Genomic DNA, 25,835 nt, shown 5'->3' on the forward strand with positions numbered 1-25,835 from the left:
CCCCCTCACCCTAACCCTCTCCCCAAAGGGGAGAGGGGATGCTCAGAGCGGTCTTTCACCCTCGCCCCTATGGGGAGAGGGCCGGGGTGAGGGGTAAAATTTACGGCGCCGGATTGACCAGCATCTGCCCTACCGATCCCCTGTCCATCATCTCCAGCGTCTGGCTGTGGAACAGGAACGGGAAGTGCGGCCATGACGGCTGACCGTAGTAAACAAGCAGCTCAACCTGCCCATCCACCCAGACGGTGTCTTTCCAGCCCCTGTCTTCCGGGAACGGCATGGCGCCGTTCACGTTGCGGATCAGGAATGCCACACCTTCAATATGGAACGACTGGGGCATGTCCGAGCGGACGGTCCAGCGCTCCCAGGTTCCCTGCTGAGCGGTAATATCAATGCGGTTAACGTCCCACAGCGCGCCGTTGATGCCCGGATCGTCGCCCAGGCTGATATCGCGGCTGCGCACCGCCGGTCCGGTTACGATCTCCTGCGGCAGCAGGCGCATCGGCAGGCTGTCGGTGACCAGCGGCAACAGGCCGGTTGGCCGCAGCGTCAGCACCAGCGTCGAGACCAGAATGCTCGACGGCTCAAAGAAGCCGCGAATACGGTCGACAATGCTTGCCGCTTCACCGCAGGTCACGGAGACTTCATCCCCGTTGGTCATATCCACCAGGATTTCGCGACGCTCGCCCGGGGCCAGCGACAGCTGTTTAACCGACACCGGCGCAGGCAGCAGCCCCTGATCGCCCGAAATAACGTGCAGCGCACGGCCGTCGCTCATCTGGAGCTGATAGCGGCGAGAGTTGGAGGCATTCAGCAGACGCAGACGCACCCAGCCACGCGACACTTCGACATACGGGCTTTGCGCGCCGTTAACCAGCAGCGTATCGCCCACAAAGCCGCCGCTGCCCGGCTCGCTGTACTCCGGGGTACCAAAGTTATCCAGGCGCTTGTCCTGAATAATCACCGGGAAATCATCGACACCGTAGTGGTTCGGGATCGGCAGCGTTTTGCTGACCTCATCTTCAATCAGCCACATCCCGGCCAGGCCGTTATACACCTGCTGGGCGGTACGGTTCGGCGTATTGGCGTGATACCACAGGGTCGCGGCGCTCTGACGGATAGGCAGAACAGGCGCCCAGTCAGCATTCGGCGACATCATGCGCGCCGCGCCGCCAATCAGCGGCCCCGGCACCTGAAGCCCGCTGACGGTCATAGCAACATTTTCAGTCGTACGGTTGCTGTAAATCAGCTTAACGTCATCGCCAGTCCACACGCGAATGGTCGGTCCAAGGTAGCGCCCGTTAATGCCCCATACCGGCGCGCGCGTTCCCTGGGTAAAGGACCAGTGGCTACGCTGAAGCGTGAGGAACAGCGGCTGTCCGCGACGGGATTCAATCAACGGCGGAATGGGCAGCGGCTGCTGCTGCCCGGCGGCGCTGGCTGTCCGCGGCATCGCACCCGCACAAAGGGCGATACCCGAAGCCTGAATAAACTGACGCCGACTGAGTGACATATAAGCTCCATCTGAAACGACTAACAACGCGGGAATTCGTTTTCCCTTCTACAACGCCGGGTTAAATCTTACCGGCGGCTTCTCGCTCTGCAACTTCTTTGTCGAGCTGCGCAATATGCTGAGCCATCAGCTCGCGGCAGTGCGTGGCCAGCTCGCGCACCTGGTCTTTACCGTATTTGGTGGTATCCACCGGCGGCAGCATTTCGACAATCACCAGTCCGTTCTTCAGGCGGTTAAGATTAATCTTATTCGATGTATTGGAAACGCACACGGGAATAATTGGAACACCCGCCGCAATTGCCGCATGAAACGCACCGGTCTTAAACGGCAGCAGGCCGCGCCCGCGGCTGCGCGTCCCTTCCGGGAACATCCAGATTGAGATCCGACGCTTTTTAAACTGATCCACGACTTCCGCAATAGTGCCATGCGCTTTTGCGCGGTTATTACGGTCGATCAGCAGGTTACCGGTTAACCAGTACAGCTGGCCAAAAAACGGGATCCACAGCAGGCTCTTTTTCCCGACGGTCACGGTCGGCGGGAGAACAATATTTGAGGCCGTCACCATATCGTAGTTGTTCTGATGGTTAGCGATATAGATGGCGTTACCGAAATTTTCCGCCCCTTCAGGCAGACGCTTTTCAACCTTCAGGCCAAACAGCGGGGCCAGGCGACCAAACATGTGGCCAAACGTCGCGACATGCTTTGGATTACGCGGGCTGAACAGGCAGTAAATAGATCCGAAAATGCAGACCAGAATGCAGTAGATAACGGTAAGAATGAGACGAACAATGTATAGCATAGCGACCTCTGAAGCCCTGACAGCTGACAATTATACTTCACCTGTGGCCAGGTAAGGACTTTATTACGAGCGCGTATTGTTAATCGCAACGCACGAATTAACAACGTTTTTACGGGAAATTTTATGGAAATGCCCCCTCCGGAACAGAGGGGGAGAAAACAGGTTACTCTTCGCTGTCACCCGCCGCGCTGCGCGCCGGTGAGTCGATCTCCACGCGGTCGATTCGCTGCAGGCCGCGCATCAGCGAGCCGCGTCGTCCGCGCTCGCCAACCACCTTCTGCAGCTCTTCCGGACGCAGTTTGATCTTACGCTTGCCGACATGAATGGTCAGCGTGCTCTGCGGCGGCAGCAGGAAGAGATGCGCCAGGCCATCTTCGCCTTTTGCCGCTTCCGCTGACGGGATGCTGATTATCTTGTTGCCCTTCCCTTTCGACAGCTCCGGCAGATCGCTGACCGGGAACATCAGCATACGTCCGGCTGCGGTGATCGCCAGCAGCATGTCGCTTTCGTCCTCAATGATCAGCGGCGGCATAACGTGCGCGTTATCAGGCAGGCTGATCAGCGCTTTACCGGCCCGGTTGCGCGACACCAGATCGTTAAAGGTACAGATAAAGCCATAGCCCGCGTCAGAAGCCATCAGCAGTTTTTGTTCGTCGGCCTCCATCAGCATATGGTCAACCGTGGCGCCCGGCGGCAGCGTCAGCTTGCCGGTCAGCGGTTCGCCCTGGCCGCGCGCGGACGGCAGCGTGATCGGATCGATGGCGTAGCTGCGGCCCGTGGAGTCGATAAACGCCACCGGCTGGTTGCTCTTGCCCTTCACCGCCGCCTTGAAGCTGTCGCCGGATTTATAGCTCAGGCCCGGCGCGTCGATATCGTGGCCCTTGGCGCTACGCACCCAGCCGCTCTGGGAAAGAACAATGGTCACCGGCTCGGACGGCAGCATGTCGTGCTCGTTCATCGCCTTCGCCTCTTCGCGCTCGTGCAGCGGAGAGCGACGGTCGTCGCCAAAGGCGTCGGCATCGGCCTGCAGCTCTTTCTTCAGCAGGGTGTTCATCTTGCGCTCGGACGCGAGGATCGCCTGCAGCTGATCGCGCTCTTTTTCAAGCTCGTTCTGCTCGCCGCGGATCTTCATCTCTTCCAGCTTAGCGAGATGGCGCAGCTTCAGTTCGAGGATCGCTTCGGCCTGGGTTTCACTGATACCAAAGCGCGACATCAGCGCGGGCTTCGGCTCGTCCTCGGTACGGATGATTTCGATCACTTCATCGATATTGAGGAACGCCACCAGCAAACCTTCGAGGATATGCAGGCGCTTCAGCACCTTCTCCAGACGATGGTTCAGACGACGGCGCACCGTATCGCGGCGGAAGGCCAGCCATTCGGTGAGGATCTCCAGCAGGTTTTTCACCGCCGGACGACCGTCCAGACCAATCATGTTCAGGTTGATGCGGTAGCTTTTTTCCAGATCGGTGGTGGCGAACAGGTGGTTCATCACCTGCTCCATGTCCACGCGGTTGGAGCGCGGCACAATCACCAGACGGGTCGGGTTCTCGTGGTCCGATTCGTCGCGCAGGTCGTCCACCATCGGCAGCTTTTTATTGCGCATCTGGGAGGCGATCTGCTCCAGCACCTTCGCGCCGGAGACCTGGTGCGGCAGCGCGGTGATCACTACGGCGCCGTCCTCTTTGGTCCACACCGCGCGCATGCGCACGGAGCCGCGACCGTTCTGGTAGATTTTGCGGATTTCAGCGCGCGAGGTGATGATCTCGGCTTCGGTCGGGTAGTCCGGCCCCTGCACGATATCCAGCAGCTCGTCCAGCGAGGTTTTCGGCTGTTCAATCAGGGTGATGGCGGCTTTCGCCACTTCACGCAGGTTGTGCGGCGGGATGTCCGTCGCCATGCCGACGGCAATACCGGTCGTCCCGTTCAGCAGGATGTTCGGCAGACGCGCAGGCAGCATTTTCGGCTCCTGCAGGGTGCCGTCAAAGTTAGGTACCCAGTCGACCGTGCCCTGCCCCAGCTCGCCCAGCAGCACTTCGGCATATTTAGACAGACGGGATTCGGTATAACGCATCGCCGCGAAGGATTTCGGATCGTCCGGTGCCCCCCAGTTCCCCTGACCGTCCACCAGCGGATAACGGTAAGAGAACGGCTGCGCCATCAGCACCATCGCTTCATAGCAGGCGCTGTCGCCGTGCGGATGGTATTTACCCAGCACGTCACCGACGGTACGGGCGGACTTCTTAAACTTGGCGGTGGCGTTCAGCCCCAGCTCGGACATCGCATAGACGATGCGGCGCTGAACGGGCTTCAGGCCATCCCCGATAAACGGCAACGCCCTGTCCATGATGACGTACATGGAGTAGTTCAGGTAAGCGTTTTCCGTGAATTCATGTAGCGCGAGGCGCTCTGCCATATCGCTCATTACGTGTGATTCCTCAACTCAGAAACCGATGGGTTTCAGGCAATATTGCCGCAGATACTACCTCATCTGGCGAGTTGAGTCACAAAGAAAAAGGGCCGCATCGGCGGCCCTTTATGGGTTATTTGTTCAGCTTGATAACCTGCTTCACGTCGATTTCAAACTCGTTCCAGTCTTTGTCGATTTTACCCTGGAGTTCAACCTTATCCTGAGGCGTTACGGTCACGCCGTTCCAGTTCTTGTGGTCAATCTCAACCACCACCGTACCGCTTTCATCGCGGAAGGTGTAACGGTCATCGGACAGGCGCTCGGTAATGTTACCGCGCAGCTTCACCCAGCTGTCGTCCTTCATATCCTTAACTTTAGCCGCGGTGGTAAGGTTGGCGTTGTTATCGACAAAGCCACCCTGCTGGGTTTGCGTCTGGTTCTGTGTCGCAGATGGGCCACTAAAGCCACCCTGTGCAGCAAATACAGGGGCAGTGGTCATCATCATGATAGCGGCAAGTGCAGCGTATTTTTTCATATTAATATCTCCCTTTAATGTCGTTTCACAATCCATTAAACAGGGTAAACCTTAACAACTTCTTAAGGGAAAAATTTATTTATTTTTACTGTACAGCGCGCGCCTGCGGAGGGTTTACTGACGGCATCAGGGAGGGAATATGCGCATTTTACTGGTAGAAGACGACAGGCTAATTGGCGACGGCATTAAAGCAGGCTTAAGCAAAATGGGCTTTAGCGTGGACTGGTTCAGCGACGGTAAAACCGGACAGGCAGCCCTGTATAGCGCACCGTATGATGCGGTGGTGCTGGATCTGACGCTGCCGGAAATCGACGGGCTTGCCGTCCTGCGCGCCTGGCGCGAAAGCGGGCGCAGCGAACCGGTCCTGATCCTGACGGCGCGGGACGCGCTGAACCAGCGGGTCGAAGGTTTACGCCTGGGGGCGGACGATTACCTGTGTAAGCCGTTCGCGCTGATTGAGGTGGCGGCCCGGCTCGAGGCGCTGGTTCGCCGCAGCCACGGCCAGACGCGCAGCGAGCTGCGTCACGGCAGGGTTACGCTCGATCCGACAAGCCTCGTCGCCAGGCTGGATGGCGAAACGCTGGTGCTTAAGCCGAAAGAGTTCGCCCTGCTGGAGCTGCTGATGCGCAACGCGGGCCGCGTGCTGCCGCGCAGGGCCATCGAAGAGAAGCTCTACAGCTGGGACGATGAGGTCTCCAGCAACGCCGTCGAAGTCCACGTACATCATTTACGCCGCAAGCTCGGCAGCGAGTTTATCCGCACCGTGCACGGCATCGGTTATACCCTGGGTGACGCATGAAACTGACCGAACGCCTGAGCCTGAAGCTGCGCCTGACGCTCCTCTTTTTGCTGCTTTCCCTGGCGGCCTGGTTTGCTGCAAGCGTGGTGGCCTGGCATCAAACCGCTGAAAAGCTGGATAAGCTGTTTGATACCCAGCAGATGCTGTTTGCCAAACGGCTGCTGACGATGGACGTGGACGAGCTCCGCGCGCCGGAACGCATGCGCGAGGTGCCGAAAAAAGCCCGACACGGTCATCTCGACGACGATGCGCTGGCCTTTGCGATCTTCACCGCCGACGGCCACATGGTGCTTAACGACGGTGAGAACGGGCGCGACATTCCTTATCACTACCGCCGCGATGGATTTGATGACGGCCGGCTGCAGGATGATAACGACACGTGGCGTTTTCTGTGGCTCACCTCACCGGACGGAAAATACCGCGTGGTGGTCGGCCAGGAGTGGGAGTACCGGCAGGATATGGCGCTGGACGTGGTCAGCTCGCAGCTGACGCCATGGCTGGTGGCGCTGCCCGTCATGCTGCTGTTGCTGATTGTCCTGCTGAGCCGGGAGCTGAAGCCGCTGAAAAACCTGGCGCAAACCCTGCGCTCGCGTTCGCCGGATGCTACCGATACGCTGCCCACGCGCGGCGTGCCGACGGAGGTTCGCCCGCTGCTCGATGCGCTTAACCATCTGTTTGCCCGTACGCAGGAGATGATGGCCCGCGAGCGCCGCTTCACCTCGGATGCCGCCCACGAACTGCGCAGCCCGCTGGCCGCACTGAAGGTGCAAACCGACGTGGCGCAGCTTTCTCTCGACGATCCCGAGGCGCAGTCGAAAGCGCTGGGGCAGCTGCATGCGGGCATCGACCGCGCCTCCCGGCTGGTGGATCAGCTTCTCACCCTGTCGCGCCTGGATTCGCTGGATAACCTGGATGACGCAGAGCCCGTTGTGATGGCTGATTTACTGCAATCCGCGGTGCTCGATATCTGGCATCCGGCGCAGCAGGCGGGCATTGATATTCGGCTTAACGTCAACGCGCCGGACGTTATGCGCCACGGGCAGCCGCTGCTGCTTAGCCTGCTGGTGCGCAACCTGCTGGACAACGCCGTGCGTTACAGCCCGCGCGGCAGCGTGGTGGACGTAACGCTGAATACCCAGGGCTTTACCGTACGCGACAACGGGGCGGGAATTTCTCCTGATGCGCTGGCGCGCATCGGCGAGCGTTTTTATCGCCCGCCGGGTCAGGACGCCACCGGTAGCGGGCTGGGGTTATCCATCGTTAAGCGCATCGCGGCGTTACACGGGATGCGCGTTTCGCTTGGCAACGCCCCGGAAGGCGGCTTTGAGGTGGCCGTTAGCTGGTAGGGATTATTGCGCTTAACGCAAAAGACTTTGCACATTTTGCTCATTTTTCCGCTCCGTCCTCGCGCGTAGAATACCCGGCATACTCTCAGCATCGAGGACAAATAATGAGCAACATTCTGATTATCAACGGCGCAAAAGAATTTGCGCACTCTAAAGGCCAGCTGAATGACACCCTGACCGAGGTCGCGGACGGTTTCCTGCGCGACGCCGGGCATGATGTTAAGGTCGTGCGCGCGGACAGCGACTACGACGTGAAGGCCGAAGTGCAGAACTTCCTGTGGGCCGACGTGGTGATCTGGCAGATGCCGGGCTGGTGGATGGGCGCACCGTGGACCGTGAAAAAATACATGGACGATGTGTTTACCGAAGGTCACGGTTCGCTGTATGCCAGCGATGGCCGCACCCGCTCCGACGCGTCTAAAAAATACGGCTCGGGCGGCCTGATTCAGGGCAAAAAATATATGCTCTCCCTCACCTGGAACGCCCCTCTGGAAGCGTTCACCGAGAACGATCAGTTCTTCGAAGGCGTGGGCGTAGACGGCGCGTATCTGCCGTTCCACAAGGCTAACCAGTTCCTGGGCATGGACCCGCTGCCGACCTTCATCGTCAACGACGTGATTAAAATGCCGGACGTCCCGCGCTATATCGCAGAATATCGCAAGCATCTCGCGGAAATTTTTGCTTAACTGGTAGCCTGGAATTAGAAGGAGTTAATTATGCTTACCGTTATTGCTGAAATCCGTACGCGTCCTGGCCAACATCACCGCCAGGCGGTGCTGGATCAATTCGCGAAGATTATCCCGACCGTTCTGAAGGAAGAAGGCTGCCACGGCTACGCGCCGATGGTGGATGCCGCGACTGACGCAAGCTTCCAGGCGACCGCGCCAGACTCAATCATCATGGTTGAGCAGTGGGAAACCGTCGCCCACCTTGAAGCCCATTTGCAGACCGCGCACATGAAAGCGTGGAGCGACGCGGTGAAGGGTGACGTGCTGGACACCCACATCCGTATTCTGGAGCAAGGGGTGTAAAACCTGCCTTCCCTCTCCTTTCGGAGAGGGAAATCTCTCTGACCTGCTATGCTTATTCTGACTTCATGATTAACAGGAGGATGGAATGGGACTTTTTAACTTCGTAAAAGAAGCAGGCGAAAAGCTGTGGGATAACCTGACCGATCATAAAGGCCAGAGCGATAAAATCACCGAGCACCTCAAGAAACTCAACATTCCCGGTTCAGACAAGGTTCAGGTAAACGTCACCGACGGCAAAGCCAGCGTGACGGGCGACGGGCTGACCCAGGAGCAGAAAGAAAAAATCCAGGTTGCCGTCGGCAACATCGCAGGCGTCAGCGAGGTGGAGAACAACATCACCGCCACGGATGCCAAAGATGAAGCTACCTACTACACGGTGAAATCCGGCGATACCCTGAGCGCCATCTCCAAAACCGTGTACGGCGATGCCAACCAGTACAACAAGATTTTCGAGGCTAACCGCCCGATGCTCTCCAGCCCGGATAAAATCTATCCCGGCCAGACGCTGCGTATTCCTAAGGCGTAACGTCTGAGGCTACTGGTTCACGTCGCGCAGGGGAACAGAATGAAAATAGCCTGTCTAGGCTGGGGTTCGTTAATCTGGAAAAGCGGCGCGTTACCGATTGCCGGTGAGTGGCACACCGACGGGCCGTTGCTGCCCGTCGAGTTTTGCCGCGTAAGCGATGGCGGCGAACTGGCGACCGCCATCTGCATGAATGCTCCCGCCGTACCGGTGCTTTGGGTATGGCTGGACGCCACAACGCTGAGCGTGGCCTCTGAGGCCCTGCGCGAGCGGGAGGGCATTCCTGACGATCGCTGCGATGGTATCGGCTCGCTGCTGATAACCGAACGCAGCGCGGGTGTGCTGTCGTCATGGGCGAGGGAGCGAGGAATCGAGGCGCTCATCTGGACCGGCCTGCCGCCGAGAAGCGCCGCACAGGAAGGCCGCATTCCTGCCGTGGAAGAGGCTATCGCTTATCTCGACAGCCTCAGCGGACAGGCGCGCAGCCATGCGAAGGACTACATGCGCCGCGTACCGGCACAGCTCGACACCCCCTACCGGCGCGTCATTAAAGAGGTCATGGGATGGTGACGCCCCGGCCTGTTACCAGTACAGCTTCCAGCTCTGGGTAAAACGCACCAGCGCCTCAACGTAGAAGTAATCTCCCCAGCTTGCGCACTCATCCACGCCTTTGTTGCTCGCCAGATGATAGACCGAGTGCTTCAACAGCCCGTTGCCCTTCTCCTCTTTGCCCATCAGGTAGTGCTTCGTCAGCGATGACATAATGCCTTTGGCCCACTCCAGATAATGCTCCCGGTCCGGATCCGTAACCGGCAGGTGCTTCACCAGCTCCAGCAGTCCGCACACCGCAATTGCCGCCGAGGAGGAACCGCGCAGCGCATCAGTGCCCACCAGCGCCAGATCCCAGTGGCAGACGTAATCTTCCGGCAGGCGGTTAAGGAAGTAGTTCGCCAGCCGTTTGGACAGGGCAATCATCGTCTCGTCGCCGGTATAGATATAGCTCAGCAGGAAGCCGTAAATTCCCCACGCCTGCCCGCGCGACCAGCAGGAATCATCCGCATATCCCTGCTGGGTGTTGCCGTAGCGCGGCGCGCCGGTCGATACGTCCATATAGTACGTGTGGAACGTGGACGCATCGTCACGAATGAGGTACTTCGCCGCCTGCATCACGTGCGCTTTTGCCGCTGCAGCGAACCGCGGATCGCCCGTCTGCTCCGTCGCCCAGTAGAGCAGCGGCAGGTTCATGTTGCAGTCGATGATCATCCTCCCGGCCTGTTCCGGATCCGAGAGATCGCCCCACGCCTGGATGATCTTCGCCTTCTCATGGAAGCGCTCCAGCAGCGCTTCGGCCGCCAGCAGCGAGAAGCCGCGCGCCTCGCGGCTACCGGTCAGCCGCCAGGCTGCCACGCAGGAGAGCGTATACAGGAAGCCTAAATCGTGGGTGTTAGTGTCGTTGCGCCCGGCGATGCGCAGACCAAACGAGCGGACGTGTTTTTCCGCCATCTCGCGGAATCTTGTATCGCCGCTCATCTCCCACGCCAGCCACAGCTGGCCGGTCCAGAAGCTGGTGGTCCACTCCACGTTGTCCGTCAGCGGATAAAAGCCTTGCTGGCAGGTTTCTGCCGGAAACCGCTCACCGAACGCCGTTAAATGACGGCTAATCAGTTCGAGGACATGGCCGCGCACCGAATGCAGTTCATCGCGGAATGCGCGGGCGTCAACGGGCGCGGCGATAACGGACAGACGTTCCTCTTTGATACGACTTAACATATTTCGGTTCCTTCTTTGACGGCGTAATTATCGGGTTGACGTTTCTGCTACGTTCAGCGCACGGGCTCCGCGCCACTTGCTCTGGCAGGCGGATAGCGTAAAGGCAGAAATAAGGGTAAAGGTCAGCGCCGTAGCGCCCATGATGATATAGGTGTGCTCAAAGCCAATGCGGTCGTACATATAGCCGGCCGGGGAAGAGACCACCACGTTACCGACGTACAGCATCGCCTGATAGCCGAGTAAATACATGGTCGCATTTACGCGCTTGTCGAAATGCTCGGCGATATATTTAAATACCGACACCAGCAGCAGGCATATTTCCAGGCCGTACAGCGGCTTGAGTACTGAAATCAGCAGGTGCGAATCACACATGCCGGAAATAATCAGGCGCGCTCCGACGACCAGCCCGACAATTAACAGCCCGCGCTTGGCGCCAATAAAGTTCACAAACAGCGGGACCACCATATACATGACAAATTCCATGCCAGACTGAACGGTACCGAGATAGCCAAATACCGCGTTGCCCTCATGAATATCGTCGAAGAAGGTGACGAAATAGCGCGAGAACTGCTGCTCGGCGATAAACATCATCCACGCCACGCCCGCCACGTACAGGCAGAAGGCCCAGAATTTACGGTTACGCAGCAGGGCATACACGTCCGCCGGTGCGATTTTCTCTTTCGTCAGCACGTCGCCTGCGTGAGCGGAGTTAGTGTTCACTTTCAGGCTCAGCAGGACAATCAGCATTACTACCGACGCCACGCTGCCCAGAATAAAGTTATACGCCGGTGAGAGGTTAAACAGCAGGCCGGAGAAGGACGAAGCTACCGCCCAGCCGAGCGATCCCCACATGCGAATTTGCCCGAACTCCATGCCGTTCAGGCGGCTGAAGCGGTCGGAATAGGATTCACACGCCGCCACGCCCGCATACCAGGCAAAGCTTAAATAGAGCGCGCCGATAATAATCCCCAGCATGGTGTTAGACATTAACAGCGGCTGGTATACGTAAATAAAGAACGGCGCCATCAGGGCCGACATGATAACCACAAAATAGAGCAGGTATTTGCTCATGCCGATTTTATCGAGAATATAGCCGTAGATCGGTTTGAGAATAACGGAGAATATCCCGTTCACCGCAAAGACGGTTCCAATCACCGACCCGCTAAGATTGGCTTTTTGGCCGAGCCAGATCGCCAGCAGGCCAATACTGGCGGACCAGGTAAAGAAATAGAGAAAGATAAAGCTGCTTATTTTGTAATATTCAGTTCTGCTTGTTGTCGATGTACTTTTCATAACATCCTCGCCGACGTGTAGGGGTCAGATTTTTATAATGTGAACGACAGCTTACGTTCGCTTCCGGGCTCGCAAATGACGACCTGGTTATGGGCTATGTCCAGCTGCGGCGCGGCCGCAGATGACGGTTTTTCGCAGGCCAGGACGGCGCAACAGAGCCAGCTCTCGCCTGGTGGAATTTCGGTTTTTAAGAGCGGAATGGAGGCGCATGCCGGGAACATCACGCTGCTGTTCGGCGGCGTGACGATGCTGTCCGGCTGGCGCGATATGGCGGGAGAGAGATCGACAATCACGCTGCTGCCGTTTTCTGCACTCAGATAACATCCCCGCTCGCGCAGCTGGTGGTCCGTTTTCATCACCGCAAAGCCGCCCTCCACGGTTTGCAGCGTGCGGGCGCTGCTGATACGGTGCAGACGCAGGTGCCACTCTCCGAACGGAATTTGCCAGGTGGCAATCTGCACGTCGCGCCACGGCGACCAGCGCGAGAAAATGTAATTTTCATCCACCCGGACCGCCTCGCACTCGCGACGGCCGCGGAAATAGTTATCTCCCTCTGACAGCAGCAGCATGGAATCGCAGGCGGCATGCTTCAGGCCAAAACGCCCGCGCTCGATGGTGAATCCAAAGCGGCTGGAGTAGGCAAACTTGGTGTATTTCGCTTCGGTATTAACGTAGTTGTTCAGCTCCAGCTGGCCGGCGGTGAGCATGGTGACGTGCCGGGAGCCCTTCGAGTGCATCATTATCTGCTGCGCGTGCGGGATCGCGCGCTTCTCGGCCAGCGCGGGCAGCGGCTGCTCGTCGGCCTGCCAGAACGGATGCGTCTCCGGCAGCGCCAGGATCAGGTACGTTTTCAGCGCCCAGTACGGCGAGCCGGGGGAGTTATAGTCCTCGCACATCGCCAGGTTCGGACAGGCAAATCCCAGGGTCAGAATGCCGTCACGATCGGTAATCGGCTGCTGCTGCCACCAGCGCAGATGGCGCAGCACAATGCCCTTCACGATACCCGGCGTGAAGACGTCCAGCTGAGAAAAGGCGACCGCGCTCCAGAAGGCGACCATCGCGAAGCGGTAGGTCAGGCTGCGGCCAAACGGCACCGAGGCCCCATCGGCGGCGGACCAGTAGATAAAGTCTGCCGCGAACAGACGCGAGCGCTCGCGCAGCACCTCGGCCCTCGCCTCGTCGTCGCTCAGGGTGGCGTAGATCAGGCCGTAGAAGTGGAAGGCCATGGAGATGTAATAGTCTTTCGGGCGGCCCGGGCCGTCGGAATACCAGCCGTCGCCGAGGTAGTAGGCGTCCATCAGCGCAAAGCGGCGATCGATGGCGGCCTGGTCATACGGCAGCCCGGCGCGCCGGAAGCCGAGCTGGACCATAATGGCAAAATAGTTCCAGTTGCTGTCCGGCATCTGCGCGTCGGTGATTTGGTTAAGCCACGCGTGCAGGTTCATGACTTCGCGCCCGGTAAAGCGGGCGGTGAGCTTATCCCCCAGCAGAGCAAGCCCCAGACCGTAGGCCGCCATCTCGACCAGGCGCTGGTCGTACGGGCCGGTTTCCCCCCAGTAGTCCGCGCTCTGCGGGTCGGTGCCGAGCTTAATGGCGGTTAGGTACTTTTCGCAGAACGGCGTGCTTTCCCCGGACGCCATCAGCGGAAACAGCCCCCACAGGGCACGGGAGAGCCCCTCCATCTGCGCAACGTCCGTTGCGTAGTGGGCACAGGTATCGCCCAGCGAGAATCGTGAACGGTTTGCCGGAAATTGTTTATCCAGCGCTTCCAGAAGCGCATTCAACGACGCCACCACATCCCGGCGGGAAGACAACGAATTTGATTTTTCTTTGTTTGCCGCGCACATAGCCATGCCCTCGTAATCAACTGCGGCCAAGCATAGTGAATCCGTACGGGGCAGAAATGTTAGCCATGTCACAGGCAGGAACGATGAATAAACCTCCAGTTGAGAAAATTTAAAAAGGTGGTTTATAAAGACGGTCAGACGGGAAAAAGTTGAGTTTTATTGCACTATGCGCGACACGCCGACATCCGATCTTCTGGAACCGATCACCCTGAACGATACCGTGGCCTCGTTCAGCCGCCTGTTTGCCAATACCGTGCGCTACCACCACTGGCATCAGTGTCTGGAGATCCTCTACGTGGAGGAGGGCTTTGGCGTGGCGATAGTTGATAATCGCCATTACACCATGCGCCCCGGACGGCTGTTTTTCTTCCCGCCGTTTACGCTGCATAAGGTGATGGTGGACGAACGGGCGGAGGCGATTTACCGACGCACGATCGTGCATCTCGATCGGCACGCGGTGCTGAAAGTGCTGCGGGATTTTCCCCAGACCCGGCAGCGGCTGGAGCGGCTTTCACGCCGCGGCGGCGAGGCGTGGGTCGCCGATTTAGCCCACAGCCATCACCATATCGATCATCTGTTTGGCTGCTACAGGCCACCGATGAACAGCGAGAGTATTGCCAGCCTGCTGATCAGCCTGTTTGCGATGCTTCCTGACGATAGCGAGGGCGAGCCGGGCAACGGCCAGGGGATCGCCAGCCGGGTTATGTTCTGGCTCGACGAGCATTATCAGGAGAAATTTCGTCTGGATGCGCTGGCCGGGGAGCTGGGAAAATCACGCAGCTACGTGTCGCGAAAGTTCCATGCGGAAACGGGCGAAAAGATCCACGACTACCTGAATACGCTGCGGCTGCGTAAGGCGTGCGAGTGGCTGCTGCACAGCGAGGCGAGCGTGCGCGAGATTGCATCCCGGACGGGGTTTTCTGACGTGACGTGGTTTATCAGCGCGTTTAAGAAGGGGATTGGCGAGACGCCGTTGCAGTACCGGAAAAAGCGTTCATCTTGCTGAGCTGCTTTTTTGGCCCGGCAGGCGTCGCGCCGCCGGGCACAAAAACAGATCCGCAAAACGATTTATCAGGCTTCAATATCCGCCATGTCGCCTTTCTCCTGAAGCCAGTTACGTCGGTCTTCCGAACGTTTCTTGGCCAGCAGCATATCCATTACGGCGTTGGTCTGCTGTTCATCTTCATCGCTGATGGTCAGCTGTACCAGGCGGCGGGTATTCGGATCCAGCGTCGTTTCGCGCAGCTGCATCGGGTTCATCTCACCCAGCCCTTTAAAGCGCTGAACGTTCGGTTTGCCCTTTTTGCGCTTAAGCTGCTCCAGCACGCCCGCTTTCTCTTCTTCCGTCAGCGCGTAGTAAACCTCTTTGCCGAGGTCGATACGGTACAGCGGCGGAAGCGCCACGTGGACGTGACCGTTTTTCACCAGGGTGCGGAAGTGCTTCACGAACAGCGCGCAGAGCAGCGTGGCGATGTGCAGACCATCGGAGTCCGCATCCGCGAGGATACAGATCTTGCCGTAGCGCAGCTGGCTCAGATCCTCGCTGTCCGGATCGATGCCGATCGCAACGGAGATATCGTGTACCTCCTGCGAGGCCAGCACTTCATCAGACGAGACTTCCCAGGTGTTAAGGATCTTACCCTTGAGCGGCATGATCGCCTGATATTCACGATCCCGCGCCTGCTTGGCCGATCCGCCCGCCGAGTCCCCTTCCACCAGGAACAGCTCGGTGCGGTTGAGATCCTGCGCGGTACAGTCCGCCAGCTTGCCCGGCAGCGCGGGGCCGCTGGTCAGCTTTTTACGCACCACTTTCTTCGCGGCACGCAGACGGCGCTGGGCGCTGGAGATGGCCATTTCAGCCAGCATTTCTGCCGCCTGAACGTTCTGGTTCAGCCACAGGGTAAACGCATCTTTCACCACGCCGGAGACGAACGCCGCGCACTGGCGCGACGAGAGGCGCTCTTTGGTCTGACCGGCAAACTGCGGATCCTGCATCTTCACGGAAAGCACGTAGGCGCAGCGGTCCCAGATATCTTCTGCAGACAGCTTCACGCCGCGCGGCAGAATGTTGCGGTATTCGCAAAACTCGCGCATGGCATCCAGCAGCCCCTGACGCAGGCCGTTCACGTGCGTACCGCCGAGCATGGTCGGGATCAGGTTGACGTAGCTTTCCGTCAGCAGCTCGCCGCCTTCAGGCAGCCACAGCAGCGCCCAGTCCACCGCTTCGGTGTCGCCTTCGAAATTCCCGACGAACGGTTTTTCCGGCAGGGTCGGCAGGCCGTTTACCGCTTCACACAGATAGTCGTTCAGACCCTTCTCGTAGCGCCAGCTCTGCTCGGTGTTGTTAACGTGATCTTTAAAGGTGATTTCCACGCCCGGGCACAGCACCGCTTTGGCTTTCAGCAGGTGCGTCAGGCGAGAAACGGAAAAGCGCGGGCTGTCGAAGAAGCTTTCGTCAGGCCAGAAGTGGACGCTGGTGCCGGTGTTGCGTTTGCCGCACGTCCCGACAACCTGCAACTCCTGCACCTTTTCGCCGTTTTCGAACGCGATGTTATACACCTGGCCGTCGCGGCGGACGTTGACTTCCACGCGTTTCGACAGGGCGTTAACCACGGAGATCCCCACGCCGTGCAAACCACCGGAGAACTGGTAGTTTTTGTTGGAGAACTTACCGCCCGCGTGCAGACGGCAGAGGATCAGCTCAACGGCGGGTACACCCTCTTCCGGGTGGATATCCACGGGCATGCCGCGGCCGTCGTCGATGACCTCCAGCGACTGATCGGCGTGCAGGATAACGTCGACGCGTTTGGCATGGCCTGCCAGCGCTTCGTCCACGCTGTTATCAATTACTTCCTGGCCCAGGTGGTTTGGGCGCGTCGTATCGGTGTACATCCCCGGGCGGCGGCGAACCGGCTCAAGCCCGGTGAGTACCTCAATGGCATCAGCGTTATAGGTTTGCGTCATGATTTAAGCTAGCAATTCGCATTGATTGTCAGTGGCTGTGCAGTCCAAGAAAATCGACAATCTGGGTGAAATGATCTTCAAAGCCCGTGAAAGCATGGTTTCCGCCCTCTTCTACAGTCTGGCGGCAGGATGCGTAATACGCCACTGCCTGGCGGTAATCCAGCACTTCATCTCCCGTCTGTTGCAGCAGCCAGATAAGATCGGGCGCTTCAAGCGGGTCGACCTGCATAACTTTGAGATCGTAAATATGGCGTGACTCTAGCACATATTGTTGGCCGGTGTAGGGGTTCTCGTTTTCGCCAAGAAAGTCCCTTAACAGCTCAAATGGCCGGACCGCCGGGTTGACGACGACAGCAGGCAACATAAAGCATTGCGACAGCCAGGTGGCGTAGTAGCCGCCGAGGGACGACCCGACAACGCCAAACGATTCGCCGCCGTGTTCAAGCACAATCGATTCCAGCATTTCTGCCGCGTCCGCCGGATAAGGAGGCAGCTGCGGAATAATCATCTCCACGTCGGGATGATGCGCATGCAGCCACTCGCGAAGCTGCGTCGCTTTCGCCGAGCGCGGAGAGCTGTTGAACCCGTGCAGATAGAGAAGCGTTGACATCAATAGCCTTCTGAAGCGGTATCCGGGCGGAACTGCGCGCCGGTCAGACGACACACTTCGGTGGTCAGCGTGCCGTCGGCATGCAGCTCCAGCCAGCGCCAGCCCGGTGCGATGGTGTCCAGCGTGAAGTTAGCGCAGTGGGGCTTAAACTGCACGCAGGTGGACGGCGTCGCGAGCAGGCGGCGACCGTTCCAGTCGAGATCCTGTTCCTGATGAATGTGCCCACACAGCAGATTTTTCACGCGCGGAAATTTTACCAGTACGCTGTCCAGCGCCGCAGAATTGCGCAAGCTGTGCTGATCGAGCCAGCTACAGCCCGCCGGGAGCGGATGATGGTGCAGTAACAGCAGCGTATTGCGATCCGGTTCGGCGGCCAGTTTTGTCTCCAGCCAGTCGAGCTGATAGTCGCTCAACTCACCGTGCGGAACGCCAAACACCTGACTGTCGAGGAGCAGGATTTGCCACTGCTCACCTACAAAGACACATTTAGCCGGTGAAATCCCCGCGTCCTGAAGCGAGCTGTACATCGCAGGTTGAAAATCGTGATTGCCCGGTAGCCAGACGCAAGGCACGCTAAAGCTCGCAATCCCCTCAGCGAAATGCTGATAGGCTGCGGAGGATTGATCCTGCGCCAGATCGCCCGTTGCGACGATCAAATCGCATGGCCGATTTTCAGCATGGATCGCGTCCAGAACCGCCTGATAACTCTCCCAGGTGTTCACGCCCAGAAGCGTCTCATGCTTTTCGGCAAAAAGGTGGGTGTCGGTGATTTGTAATATCCTGACTGGCGCCCCACCAGCAACAGTCAGGTTCAACAGGCTTTCCAAATGGTGTCCTTAGGTAGGTTTATGATGCTAACAAACCGGAATCGCCATTGCTCCATGTGCTAAACAATACCTTAGCCAGTCGGCTAAAAACTGGTTAATTTGATGCTTTTCGTCGCGTTGATGCAACTTTTTATTCGGATAATCATACCGCGCTTTAAAGCGAAAGATCTGCTGACTTGAACACACTTCAGCGACCATCGCATCGTGATAAAGACGCACCGTCATGGACGGCAGGCTCCAGTAGCTAATGCTCGGCGCCGTTTGCTCAATCTCTACCAGCGTAGTGTAGCGCGTTGATTCTGTTATCGTTAACCGATACCGGGCGTTGCTCACCTGATAGCTCACCGTTTCGCCGGGTGCGTCGTTTCGCGGCAGCAGGCGGCGCAATTGTGCGAAATTGGTTTCGCACAGGCGCATCATTTCTGGGAAGTCAGGTGTATAACGCTTCATTTTTTCCACTCGTGTCGTAAAGTCTGATAGTGCAGCTGTAGCCATTGCAGGGCGATGACAGACGCTGCGTTGTCGATTTTCCCCTCTTCTACCCACCGGTAAGCCTGCTCCCGACTTACCACATGAACCCGAATATCTTCGTTTTCATCTGCCAGACCGTGGATCCCTTCCGCTGTCGTGGCGTCCACTTCGCCCACCATAATAGATGTGCGTTCCGTTGTCCCACCCGGGCTTGCCAGATAGCTCAGCACCGGTTTCGTGCGGCCCACCACCAGGCCCGCCTCTTCCAGCGCCTCGCGGCGGGCGACGTCTTCGACCGACTCGCCTTCCTCGATCATGCCGGCCACCATCTCCAGCAGCCACGGGGTTTCGCTGGTATCATACGCCGCAATACGGACCTGCTCGACCAGCACGACTTCATCACGCACTGGGTCAAAGGGTAGCAAGACTGCCGCATGCCCGCGCTCAAATATTTCGCGTTTGATTTCACCGCTCATTTCACCGTTAAACAGGCGATGCCTGAAACGGTAAAGTTCCATTGAAAAAAAACCGCTATAAAGCGTTTCTCGTGCAATAATTTCTACATCGTTTTTGGCAAAGGTGACAGGCACGTTTTCTGGTTTTTGCATCGGTCGAGTCCTGGTAGCAATGGTGATGAAATTGTGAATTTCAAGGCTGTTTGGCTGCCGTTTGTATGGCTATATGGTAGATTGGAGCCAATTACCGCCAGATGGCACGTTACGCCAACCTTTTGGTGTGGATGATTCTGTTAGAATCGGCAATTATTTTTAATTAGATCAGCGCTAATACTGCTTCACAACAAGGAATGCAAATGAAGAAATTGCTCCCCATCCTTATCGGCCTGAGCCTGACGGGCTTCAGTGCAATGAGCCAGGCAGAGAACCTGTTACAGGTCTACCAGCAGGCACGTCTGGGCAACCCTGATTTACGTAAATCAGCGGCCGATCGTGATGCTGCGTTTGAAAAAATTAACGAAGCACGTAGTCCACTGCTGCCGCAGTTGGGCTTAGGTGCAGATTATACCTACACTAACGGTTTTCGCGATAATAACGGCATCAACTCGAACGCCACCAGCGCCTCTTTACAGTTAACGCAAACCCTGTTCGACATGTCCAAATGGCGTGAGCTGAGCTTGCAGGAAAAGAGCGCGGGCATCCAGGATGTGACCTATCAGACCGATCAGCAGACGCTGATCCTGAATACCGCGACCGCCTACTTCAACGTACTGAGCGCGATTGACGCCCTCTCCTACACCGAAGCGCAGAAACAGGCGATTTATCGTCAGTTAGATCAAACCACCCAGCGCTTCAACGTGGGCCTGGTCGCCATCACTGACGTACAGAACGCCCGTTCACAGTACGACACCGTACTGGCAAACGAAGTGACCGCACGTAACAACCTCGACAACGCGCTGGAATCACTGCGTCAGGTCACCGGTAACTACTATCCTGAGCTGGCCTCTCTGAACGTGGACAGCTTCAAAACGGACAAGCCACAGGGGGTTAACGCCCTGCTGAAAGAGGCGGAAAACCGCAACCTGACCTTGCTGCAGGCACGCCTGAGCCAGGACCTGGCGCGCGAGCAGATCCGTCTTGCACAGGACGGTCACCTGCCAACCCTGAGCCTGAGCGCCTCTACCGGCGTATCGGATACCAGCTACAGCGGTTCTAAAACCAACACTGCCCAGTATGACGACAACAACATGGGCCAGAACAAAGTTGGCCTGAGCTTCTCTCTACCGCTGTACCAGGGCGGGATGGTTAACTCTCAGGTTAAGCAGGCACAGTACAACTTCGTAGGCGCGAGCGAGCAGCTTGAAAGCGCGCACCGCAACGTGGTCCAGACCGTACGTTCTTCCTTCAACAACGTGAACGCGTCCATCAGCAGCATCAACGCCTACAAACAGGCCGTTGTCTCTGCGCAAAGCTCTCTGGACGCGATGGAAGCGGGTTACTCCGTCGGTACGCGTACTATCGTTGATGTGTTAGACGCAACGACCACGCTGTACAACGCGAAACAGCAGCTCTCCAGCGCGCGTTACCAGTACCTGATTAACCAGCTGAACATCAAGCAGGCTCTGGGTACGCTGAACGAGCAGGATCTGCAAATGCTGAACAGCACGCTGGGCAAACCGGTTTCCACGTCGCCTGAAAGCGTCGCGCCGGAAAATCCGCAGCAGGATGCCGCCGTTGATAATTTCACCGCTAACAGCAGCGCGCCAGTTGCGCAGCCAGCGGCAGCGCGCAGCACCGCACCTGCCAGCAGCGGTAGCAATCCGTTCCGAAACTAAGAGTGTCATCAGGCCCGCTGCGGCCTGATGCCCTCACCCCTGCCCTCTCCCTGTGGGAGAGGGAGCACATAAATCCCCTCCGAACGTAAGCCAACGTAAAGATCTCCCTGTTTCCGCCCCTCCTCGCTTCATTTTCAACCAGTCATCCTCTATCCTGAGCGTTATTACCACTGGGTCCTGGAAGACAATTATGAAACGGACAAAAACGATGAATCATGCGTCGTTCCGCAAAAGCTGGAACGCACGCCACCTGACGCCTGTCGCGCTGGCGGTCACCGCCGTCTTTATGCTGGCAGGCTGTGAGCAAAGCGACGAAACGGTTTCGCTGTATCAAAACGCCGACGACTGCGCGAGCGCAACCGGTAAAGCCGCCGAATGTACAACGGCCTACAACAACGCCCTGAAAGAAGCGGAACGCACCGCGCCAAAATACGCCTCACGCGAAGACTGTGTAGCTGAATTCGGTGAAGGCCAGTGCCAGCAGGCACCGGCTCAGGCGGGTATGGCACCGGAAAACCAGGCGCAGTCCAGCGGCAGCTTCTGGATGCCGCTGATGGCGGGCTATATGATGGGCCGCCTGATGAGCGGCGGCGCGGGCTACCAGCAGCAGCCGCTGTTCAGCTCCAAAAACCCGAACAGCCCGGCGTACGGTAAATATACCGATGCCACCGGCAAGGGTTACGGTGCCGCAACGCCTGGCCGTACCATGACCGTACCGAAAACCGCCATGGCGCCGAAGCCTGCAACCACCAGCACCATTACCCGCGGCGGCTTCGGCGAGTCTGTTGCCAAACAAACCACCATGCAACGTAGCGCGACCGGCTCTTCGACTCGCTCAATGGGCGGCTGATCATGGAACGAGTCAGTATTGTCGAGCGCCCGGACTGGCGCGAAAAGGCTACCGAATACGGCTTTAACTTCCACACCATGTACGGCGAGCCGTACTGGTGTGAAGATGCTTACTACAGGCTCACGCTTGCTCAGGTTGAAAAGCTTGAAGACGTGACCGCTGAGCTGCACCAGATGTGCCTGAAGGTGGTTGAGAAAGTCATCGACAGCGATGCGCTGATGACCAAATTCCGCATTCCGAAGCACACCTGGAGCTTTGTCCGTCAGTCGTGGAAAACGAATCAGCCTTCGCTCTACTCTCGCCTCGATCTGGCCTGGGATGGCGTGGGTGAACCGAAGCTTCTCGAGAACAACGCGGATACGCCAACCTCACTGTACGAAGCCGCGTTTTTCCAGTGGATCTGGCTGGAAGATCAGGCGAACGCCGGAAACCTGCCGGAAGGCAGCGACCAGTTCAACAGCCTGCAGGAAAAGCTGATTGAGCGTTTCGCCGAACTGCGCGAACAGCACGGTTTTAACCTGCTGCACCTCGCCTGCTGCCGCGATACCGAAGAAGATCGCGGTACGGTTCAGTATTTGCAGGACTGCGCGGCCGAAGCGGAAGTGGCGACGGAATTCCTCTATATCGAAGATATCGGCTTGGGTGAAAAAGGCCAGTTTACGGACATGCAGGATCAGGTGATCAGCAACCTGTTCAAGCTGTATCCGTGGGAATATATGCTGCGCGAGATGTTCTCCACCAAGCTGGAAGACGCTGGCGTCCGCTGGCTTGAGCCGGCATGGAAGAGCATTATCTCCAACAAGGCCCTGCTGCCGATGCTGTGGGAGATGTTCCCGAACCACCCGAACCTGCTGCCTGCGTACTTTGCCGAAGATGATTTCCCGCCGATGGAGAAATACGTCGTTAAGCCGATCTTCTCCCGTGAAGGGGCGAACGTATCGATTATCGAAAACGGTAAAACGCTGGAAGCGGTTGAAGGGCCGTACGGTGAAGAGGGGATGATCGTCCAGGCGTTTTATCAGCTACCGAAGTTTGGCGACAGCTATACGCTGATCGGCAGCTGGCTGATTAACGATAAGCCTGCCGGGATCGGCATTCGCGAAGATCGCGCCTTGATTACGCAGGACCTGTCACGGTTCTATCCGCATATTTTTGTGGAGTAGCGTGCAGCCTATTGCCCTCTCCCACGGAAGAGGGAGCAAGCGCTAGAAACGGCAACCTCAGGTTGCCGTTTTACTTTTATTACCCCACCTGCACCGACAGCATGCTCAAACTTCCCATCTCTATTCCGTCGATCGGGATCGTAACCGGCTCCTGACCATCCCACGCGCCCAGCACGTACAGCAGCGGCAGGAAGTGTTCCGGCGTTGGGTTAGAGAGCGAACCGCCTTCGTGATCCAGATAGTTCACCAGCGGGTGCCGCTCGTCCGGCCCCTGCCAGGTCAGGTTGTCTTTCACGTAGTTATTAAACGATGTCGCCCACGGATACGGGGTATTTTCACCGTGCCAGCGTACCGTGCGCAGGTTGTGTACCACGTTACCGCTGGCAACCAGCATGATGCCCTCATCACGAAGCGAAGCCAGCTTACGGCCCATCTCCATGTGCCAGGCAGCCGGCCTGGTGCTGTCGAGACTCAGCTGCACCATCGGGATATCGGCATCCGGATACATTTTTATCAGCACGCCCCACGAGCCGTGGTCAAAGCCCCAGGCTTCCTTAACCAGCGCTACCGGAACAGGCGCCAGCAGATCGACCAGCTGCTGCGCCAGCTCAGGAGAGCCGGGAGCCGGGTAATGCATGTCATACAGCGCCTGCGGGAAGCCGCCAAAATCATGGATAGTTTTCGGCGTTTCCATGGCCGTCACGCCGGTGCCGCGGGTAAACCAGTGCGCGGACACCACCACAATCGCCTTCGGACGCGGCAACGTCTCACCCAGATGACGCCAGGCGCGGGTATAGACGTTATCTTCCAGAACGTTCATTGGGCTGCCGTGGCCTAAAAACAGTGCTGGCATACGAAAAGAAGACATGGTGATATCCTTAGAGGAGGTGTCAGTTTGATGGTTCTACATTACGCGCATTCAGGTGAAGATGAACGCAGATAACCGTGAAGATCATCATCAGGAAATTTGAATGTCAGAAACAGCTTAAGGAGAGTGCATGTCAGTACCCTTGATTTTGACCATACTCGCGGGCGCCGCGACCTTTATCGGGGCGTTCCTCGGCGTGCTCGGGCAAAAACCGTCTAATCGCGTGCTGGCCTTCTCGCTGGGCTTCGCCGCCGGGATCATGCTGCTTATTTCGCTGATGGAGATGCTGCCCGCCGCACTTCACACCGAGGGAATGTCCCCGGTGCTGGGCTACGGCATGTTCATTGCCGGGCTGCTGGGCTATTTTGCGCTCGACCGCATGCTGCCGCACGCGCACCCTCAGGATTTGATGCAGAAAAGCGTTGCCCCAATACCCGGCAATATCAAACGCACCGCTATTCTGCTGACGCTGGGCATCAGCCTGCATAACTTCCCGGAAGGCGTCGCCACGTATGTTACGGCCAGCAGCAATCTGGAGATGGGTTTTGGCGTCGCGCTGGCCGTTGCCTTGCACAATATTCCTGAAGGACTTGCCGTAGCCGGGCCGGTTTATGCCGCGACCGGCTCAAAGCGTACGGCCGTCTTCTGGGCGGGTATCTCCGGGATGGCGGAAATACTCGGCGGCGTGCTGGCGTGGCTGATCCTCGGTAGCCTCGTATCCCCGGTCGTGATGGCGGCGATTATGGCGGCCGTGGCGGGGATCATGGTCGCCCTGTCGGTAGATGAACTGATGCCGCTGGCAAAAGAGATCGACCCCAACAACAACCCGAGCTACGGGGTGCTGTGCGGCATGTCGGTGATGGGTTTAAGCCTGGTGTTGCTGCAAACGGCAGGTCTTGGCTGAACAATGGCGCTCCCTTTTTAAGGGAGCGCCATTTTTATAGCGTATGGTGCTCTCCAGCTATCATTATTAATAATATAAAGCACGACGCGGACCCACTATTATAAGAGTGAGCTAACGCGCAAAACTGGCAATGGCGTTACTGTCGGGTTATTCAGAAAAGATATTATTAGCGACGTTAACCATATATAAACGATCAAAAAGCAGACCAACCGCGTCTGATGCTTCGGTTACTTATCCCCTCGCCTTTCTCTTGTTATTCATAAGTTATTCACATCAATAATTAATAAATAAAAACTTAATTAGACTTTAAATTTTTATTAATCACGGATTGTTACAATTAGTCTTAGAATGCGCCCGCCTCGACCTTAAATACTTCACCAACCTTATTCAGAAAAAGGATATTTCATGCCAAATATTTCAAAAGCACTCCTGGCGGTTGCGTTAACCTCTTTTATCGCCGCCACCGCGCTGGCAAGCGATCAGGGCTCCGGTAAAATCACCTTTAAGGGCGTTATTATTGACGCACCATGCAATATTGCACCAGACAGTATTGATAAAGAGATCGAGCTCGGCCAGGTCACAACGGCGATGATGAATGCGAATAAAAAATCTTCGGCGGTACCGGTTGATATCAATCTGGAAAACTGCCAGCTTGACGCTGGAGACGAAACGGCAACACCCGTCTCCAAAGTGGAAGTAACCTTCAGCAGCACCGCAACCGACGGCACCGATACCAGCCTGATGAGCAACACCTATGCGGGGGGCGCGCAGAACGTCGGCGTTCGTTTGCTGGATAACGCGGAGTCACCAATCACTCTGGGCTCCGCAAACAGCGTCGACCTCTCGGCAGGTTCCTCGACTCAGACGCTGCACTTTAAAGCACAGATGGAAACGGTCAGCGGTAAAACGGCAACGGCCGGTCAGGTTGAATCAACCGCGAATTATGTATTGCTGTACAAATAAGCAAATATCGTTAGTTCTATTTCGGCTGGCAATATATTTGCCAGCCATTGACGTTATTTTAT

The 25,835-nt window shown here is 57.4% G+C and carries 25 protein-coding genes; 12 read left to right on the forward strand and 13 right to left on the reverse strand.

Annotated features, from left to right (window positions below; all coding sequences use genetic code 11):
- Positions 1 to 100: 100 nt before the first annotated feature.
- From ftsP to OWK27_RS07245, 4 genes are all read right to left on the reverse strand, one after another.
- Positions 101 to 1,513, reverse strand: coding sequence for a cell division protein FtsP (ftsP, locus tag OWK27_RS07230; protein WP_148418470.1), 1,413 nt, complete (start codon positions 1,511 to 1,513; stop codon positions 101 to 103).
- 61 nt (positions 1,514 to 1,574) lie between these two features.
- The gene (gene plsC / locus OWK27_RS07235; RefSeq protein WP_148418469.1) at positions 1,575 to 2,312 is read right to left on the reverse strand and encodes a 1-acylglycerol-3-phosphate O-acyltransferase; all 738 of its coding nucleotides are present in this window, start codon (positions 2,310 to 2,312) and stop codon (positions 1,575 to 1,577) included.
- 163 nt (positions 2,313 to 2,475) lie between these two features.
- Positions 2,476 to 4,734, reverse strand: a complete 2,259-nt coding sequence (gene parC / locus OWK27_RS07240; protein WP_148418468.1) for a DNA topoisomerase IV subunit A — start codon at positions 4,732 to 4,734, stop codon at positions 2,476 to 2,478.
- 118 nt (positions 4,735 to 4,852) lie between these two features.
- Entirely contained in the window at positions 4,853 to 5,254 is a 402-nt protein-coding gene (locus OWK27_RS07245; protein WP_148418467.1) for a YgiW/YdeI family stress tolerance OB fold protein, read from the reverse strand.
- 139 nt (positions 5,255 to 5,393) lie between these two features.
- Here OWK27_RS07245 and qseB point away from each other — a divergent pair, with 139 nt between their 5' ends.
- From qseB to OWK27_RS07275, 6 genes are all read left to right on the forward strand, one after another.
- Positions 5,394 to 6,053 carry a quorum sensing response regulator transcription factor QseB gene (qseB, locus tag OWK27_RS07250; protein ID WP_148418466.1) on the forward strand — a complete coding sequence of 220 codons (660 nt, stop codon included), beginning with the start codon at positions 5,394 to 5,396 and terminating at the stop codon, positions 6,051 to 6,053.
- Positions 6,050 to 7,399 carry a quorum sensing histidine kinase QseC gene (gene qseC, locus OWK27_RS07255; RefSeq protein ID WP_193354984.1) on the forward strand — a complete coding sequence of 450 codons (1,350 nt, stop codon included), beginning with the start codon at positions 6,050 to 6,052 and terminating at the stop codon, positions 7,397 to 7,399. The genes qseB and qseC overlap by 4 nt, the downstream gene beginning before the upstream one ends.
- A 104-nt stretch (positions 7,400 to 7,503) precedes the next feature.
- Positions 7,504 to 8,085: an NAD(P)H-dependent oxidoreductase gene (locus OWK27_RS07260; RefSeq protein WP_176609479.1), complete on the forward strand. Its 582-nt coding sequence runs from the start codon at positions 7,504 to 7,506 to the stop codon at positions 8,083 to 8,085.
- Positions 8,086 to 8,115: 30 nt separating this feature from the next.
- Entirely contained in the window at positions 8,116 to 8,430 is a 315-nt protein-coding gene (locus OWK27_RS07265; protein ID WP_014885248.1) for a putative quinol monooxygenase, read from the forward strand.
- An 85-nt stretch (positions 8,431 to 8,515) separates the two neighbouring features.
- A complete protein-coding gene (gene lysM / locus OWK27_RS07270) occupies positions 8,516 to 8,956 on the forward strand; it encodes a peptidoglycan-binding protein LysM (RefSeq protein ID WP_003862507.1) in 441 nt (146 codons plus the stop codon).
- Between the two features lie 39 nt (positions 8,957 to 8,995).
- A complete protein-coding gene (locus OWK27_RS07275) occupies positions 8,996 to 9,523 on the forward strand; it encodes a hypothetical protein (protein ID WP_267590111.1) in 528 nt (175 codons plus the stop codon).
- Between the two features lie 12 nt (positions 9,524 to 9,535).
- Here the strand turns inward: OWK27_RS07275 and OWK27_RS07280 are convergent, their stop codons facing one another.
- The 3 genes from OWK27_RS07280 to OWK27_RS07290 are packed head-to-tail and all read right to left on the reverse strand — an operon-like array spanning position 9,536 to position 13,863.
- Complete coding sequence (locus tag OWK27_RS07280) at positions 9,536 to 10,723, reverse strand: glycoside hydrolase family 88 protein (RefSeq protein WP_267590112.1); 1,188 nt, start codon at positions 10,721 to 10,723, stop codon at positions 9,536 to 9,538.
- 27 nt (positions 10,724 to 10,750) lie between these two features.
- Positions 10,751 to 12,016 carry an oligosaccharide MFS transporter gene (locus OWK27_RS07285; RefSeq protein WP_148418461.1) on the reverse strand — a complete coding sequence of 422 codons (1,266 nt, stop codon included), beginning with the start codon at positions 12,014 to 12,016 and terminating at the stop codon, positions 10,751 to 10,753.
- A 32-nt stretch (positions 12,017 to 12,048) separates the two neighbouring features.
- On the reverse strand, positions 12,049 to 13,863 hold the full coding sequence (locus OWK27_RS07290) for a DUF2264 domain-containing protein (protein WP_267590244.1): 1,815 nt from the start codon (positions 13,861 to 13,863) through the stop codon (positions 12,049 to 12,051).
- 166 nt (positions 13,864 to 14,029) lie between these two features.
- On the opposite strand from OWK27_RS07290, the gene OWK27_RS07295 reads away from it, so the two are divergent.
- Entirely contained in the window at positions 14,030 to 14,869 is an 840-nt protein-coding gene (locus OWK27_RS07295) for an AraC family transcriptional regulator (RefSeq protein ID WP_267590113.1), read from the forward strand.
- A gap of 65 nt (positions 14,870 to 14,934) precedes the next feature.
- Here the strand turns inward: OWK27_RS07295 and parE are convergent, their stop codons facing one another.
- Genes parE through nudF form a run of 5 tightly spaced genes read right to left on the reverse strand, consistent with a single transcriptional unit; the run spans position 14,935 to position 19,343 of the window.
- Positions 14,935 to 16,827: a DNA topoisomerase IV subunit B gene (gene parE, locus OWK27_RS07300; protein WP_148418459.1), complete on the reverse strand. Its 1,893-nt coding sequence runs from the start codon at positions 16,825 to 16,827 to the stop codon at positions 14,935 to 14,937.
- A gap of 28 nt (positions 16,828 to 16,855) precedes the next feature.
- A complete protein-coding gene (gene yqiA, locus OWK27_RS07305) occupies positions 16,856 to 17,437 on the reverse strand; it encodes an esterase YqiA (RefSeq protein WP_148418458.1) in 582 nt (193 codons plus the stop codon).
- Positions 17,437 to 18,264 (reverse strand): 3',5'-cyclic-AMP phosphodiesterase, encoded by an 828-nt coding sequence (cpdA, locus tag OWK27_RS07310; RefSeq protein ID WP_148418457.1) that lies wholly within the window; start codon positions 18,262 to 18,264, stop codon positions 17,437 to 17,439. The genes yqiA and cpdA overlap by 1 nt, the downstream gene beginning before the upstream one ends.
- 27 nt (positions 18,265 to 18,291) lie before the next feature.
- Positions 18,292 to 18,714: a DUF1249 family protein gene (locus OWK27_RS07315; RefSeq protein ID WP_148418456.1), complete on the reverse strand. Its 423-nt coding sequence runs from the start codon at positions 18,712 to 18,714 to the stop codon at positions 18,292 to 18,294.
- The gene (gene nudF, locus OWK27_RS07320; protein WP_176609472.1) at positions 18,711 to 19,343 is read right to left on the reverse strand and encodes an ADP-ribose diphosphatase; all 633 of its coding nucleotides are present in this window, start codon (positions 19,341 to 19,343) and stop codon (positions 18,711 to 18,713) included. Before nudF ends, OWK27_RS07315 begins: the two co-directional genes overlap by 4 nt.
- A 203-nt stretch (positions 19,344 to 19,546) precedes the next feature.
- Here nudF and tolC point away from each other — a divergent pair, with 203 nt between their 5' ends.
- The 3 genes from tolC to OWK27_RS07335 all read left to right on the forward strand — a co-directional run bounded on the left by tolC (position 19,547) and on the right by OWK27_RS07335 (position 23,038).
- Positions 19,547 to 21,025 (forward strand): outer membrane channel protein TolC, encoded by a 1,479-nt coding sequence (tolC, locus tag OWK27_RS07325; RefSeq protein ID WP_267590114.1) that lies wholly within the window; start codon positions 19,547 to 19,549, stop codon positions 21,023 to 21,025.
- Between the two features lie 190 nt (positions 21,026 to 21,215).
- Complete coding sequence (locus tag OWK27_RS07330) at positions 21,216 to 21,875, forward strand: DUF1190 family protein (protein WP_267590115.1); 660 nt, start codon at positions 21,216 to 21,218, stop codon at positions 21,873 to 21,875.
- A gap of 2 nt (positions 21,876 to 21,877) precedes the next feature.
- Entirely contained in the window at positions 21,878 to 23,038 is a 1,161-nt protein-coding gene (locus tag OWK27_RS07335; RefSeq protein ID WP_148418453.1) for a glutathionylspermidine synthase family protein, read from the forward strand.
- Positions 23,039 to 23,117: 79 nt separating this feature from the next.
- Here the strand turns inward: OWK27_RS07335 and ygiD are convergent, their stop codons facing one another.
- Complete coding sequence (gene ygiD, locus OWK27_RS07340) at positions 23,118 to 23,906, reverse strand: 4,5-DOPA dioxygenase extradiol (RefSeq protein ID WP_267590116.1); 789 nt, start codon at positions 23,904 to 23,906, stop codon at positions 23,118 to 23,120.
- A 130-nt stretch (positions 23,907 to 24,036) separates the two neighbouring features.
- Between ygiD and zupT the strand changes: the two genes are divergently transcribed.
- Positions 24,037 to 24,810, forward strand: a complete 774-nt coding sequence (gene zupT, locus OWK27_RS07345; RefSeq protein WP_148418451.1) for a zinc transporter ZupT — start codon at positions 24,037 to 24,039, stop codon at positions 24,808 to 24,810.
- Between the two features lie 405 nt (positions 24,811 to 25,215).
- Positions 25,216 to 25,773: a fimbrial protein gene (locus OWK27_RS07350; protein ID WP_267590117.1), complete on the forward strand. Its 558-nt coding sequence runs from the start codon at positions 25,216 to 25,218 to the stop codon at positions 25,771 to 25,773.
- Positions 25,774 to 25,835 lie beyond the last annotated feature (62 nt).

Source organism: Enterobacter cloacae complex sp. 2022EL-00788, from assembly GCF_026627565.1.
GTDB classification, from domain to species: Bacteria; Pseudomonadota; Gammaproteobacteria; order Enterobacterales; family Enterobacteriaceae; genus Enterobacter; species Enterobacter pasteurii.

Coding starts and splice junctions, on each gene's coding strand:
- OWK27_RS07245 (WP_148418467.1), bottom strand. CDS start 5,254: ATGAAAAAATACGCTGCACTTGCCGCTATCATGATGATGACCACTGCC.
- OWK27_RS07260 (WP_176609479.1), top strand. CDS start 7,504: ATGAGCAACATTCTGATTATCAACGGCGCAAAAGAATTTGCGCACTCT.
- lysM (WP_003862507.1), top strand. CDS start 8,516: ATGGGACTTTTTAACTTCGTAAAAGAAGCAGGCGAAAAGCTGTGGGAT.
- OWK27_RS07350 (WP_267590117.1), top strand. CDS start 25,216: ATGCCAAATATTTCAAAAGCACTCCTGGCGGTTGCGTTAACCTCTTTT.
- OWK27_RS07330 (WP_267590115.1), top strand. CDS start 21,216: ATGAAACGGACAAAAACGATGAATCATGCGTCGTTCCGCAAAAGCTGG.
- zupT (WP_148418451.1), top strand. CDS start 24,037: ATGTCAGTACCCTTGATTTTGACCATACTCGCGGGCGCCGCGACCTTT.
- OWK27_RS07315 (WP_148418456.1), bottom strand. CDS start 18,714: ATGAAGCGTTATACACCTGACTTCCCAGAAATGATGCGCCTGTGCGAA.
- qseC (WP_193354984.1), top strand. CDS start 6,050: ATGAAACTGACCGAACGCCTGAGCCTGAAGCTGCGCCTGACGCTCCTC.
- OWK27_RS07295 (WP_267590113.1), top strand. CDS start 14,030: ATGCGCGACACGCCGACATCCGATCTTCTGGAACCGATCACCCTGAAC.
- ftsP (WP_148418470.1), bottom strand. CDS start 1,513: ATGTCACTCAGTCGGCGTCAGTTTATTCAGGCTTCGGGTATCGCCCTT.
- OWK27_RS07265 (WP_014885248.1), top strand. CDS start 8,116: ATGCTTACCGTTATTGCTGAAATCCGTACGCGTCCTGGCCAACATCAC.
- ygiD (WP_267590116.1), bottom strand. CDS start 23,906: ATGTCTTCTTTTCGTATGCCAGCACTGTTTTTAGGCCACGGCAGCCCA.
- OWK27_RS07285 (WP_148418461.1), bottom strand. CDS start 12,016: ATGAAAAGTACATCGACAACAAGCAGAACTGAATATTACAAAATAAGC.
- nudF (WP_176609472.1), bottom strand. CDS start 19,343: ATGCAAAAACCAGAAAACGTGCCTGTCACCTTTGCCAAAAACGATGTA.
- OWK27_RS07335 (WP_148418453.1), top strand. CDS start 21,878: ATGGAACGAGTCAGTATTGTCGAGCGCCCGGACTGGCGCGAAAAGGCT.
- OWK27_RS07290 (WP_267590244.1), bottom strand. CDS start 13,863: ATGTGCGCGGCAAACAAAGAAAAATCAAATTCGTTGTCTTCCCGCCGG.
- OWK27_RS07275 (WP_267590111.1), top strand. CDS start 8,996: ATGAAAATAGCCTGTCTAGGCTGGGGTTCGTTAATCTGGAAAAGCGGC.
- plsC (WP_148418469.1), bottom strand. CDS start 2,312: ATGCTATACATTGTTCGTCTCATTCTTACCGTTATCTACTGCATTCTG.
- yqiA (WP_148418458.1), bottom strand. CDS start 17,437: ATGTCAACGCTTCTCTATCTGCACGGGTTCAACAGCTCTCCGCGCTCG.
- tolC (WP_267590114.1), top strand. CDS start 19,547: ATGAAGAAATTGCTCCCCATCCTTATCGGCCTGAGCCTGACGGGCTTC.
- parC (WP_148418468.1), bottom strand. CDS start 4,734: ATGAGCGATATGGCAGAGCGCCTCGCGCTACATGAATTCACGGAAAAC.
- OWK27_RS07280 (WP_267590112.1), bottom strand. CDS start 10,723: ATGTTAAGTCGTATCAAAGAGGAACGTCTGTCCGTTATCGCCGCGCCC.
- qseB (WP_148418466.1), top strand. CDS start 5,394: ATGCGCATTTTACTGGTAGAAGACGACAGGCTAATTGGCGACGGCATT.
- parE (WP_148418459.1), bottom strand. CDS start 16,827: ATGACGCAAACCTATAACGCTGATGCCATTGAGGTACTCACCGGGCTT.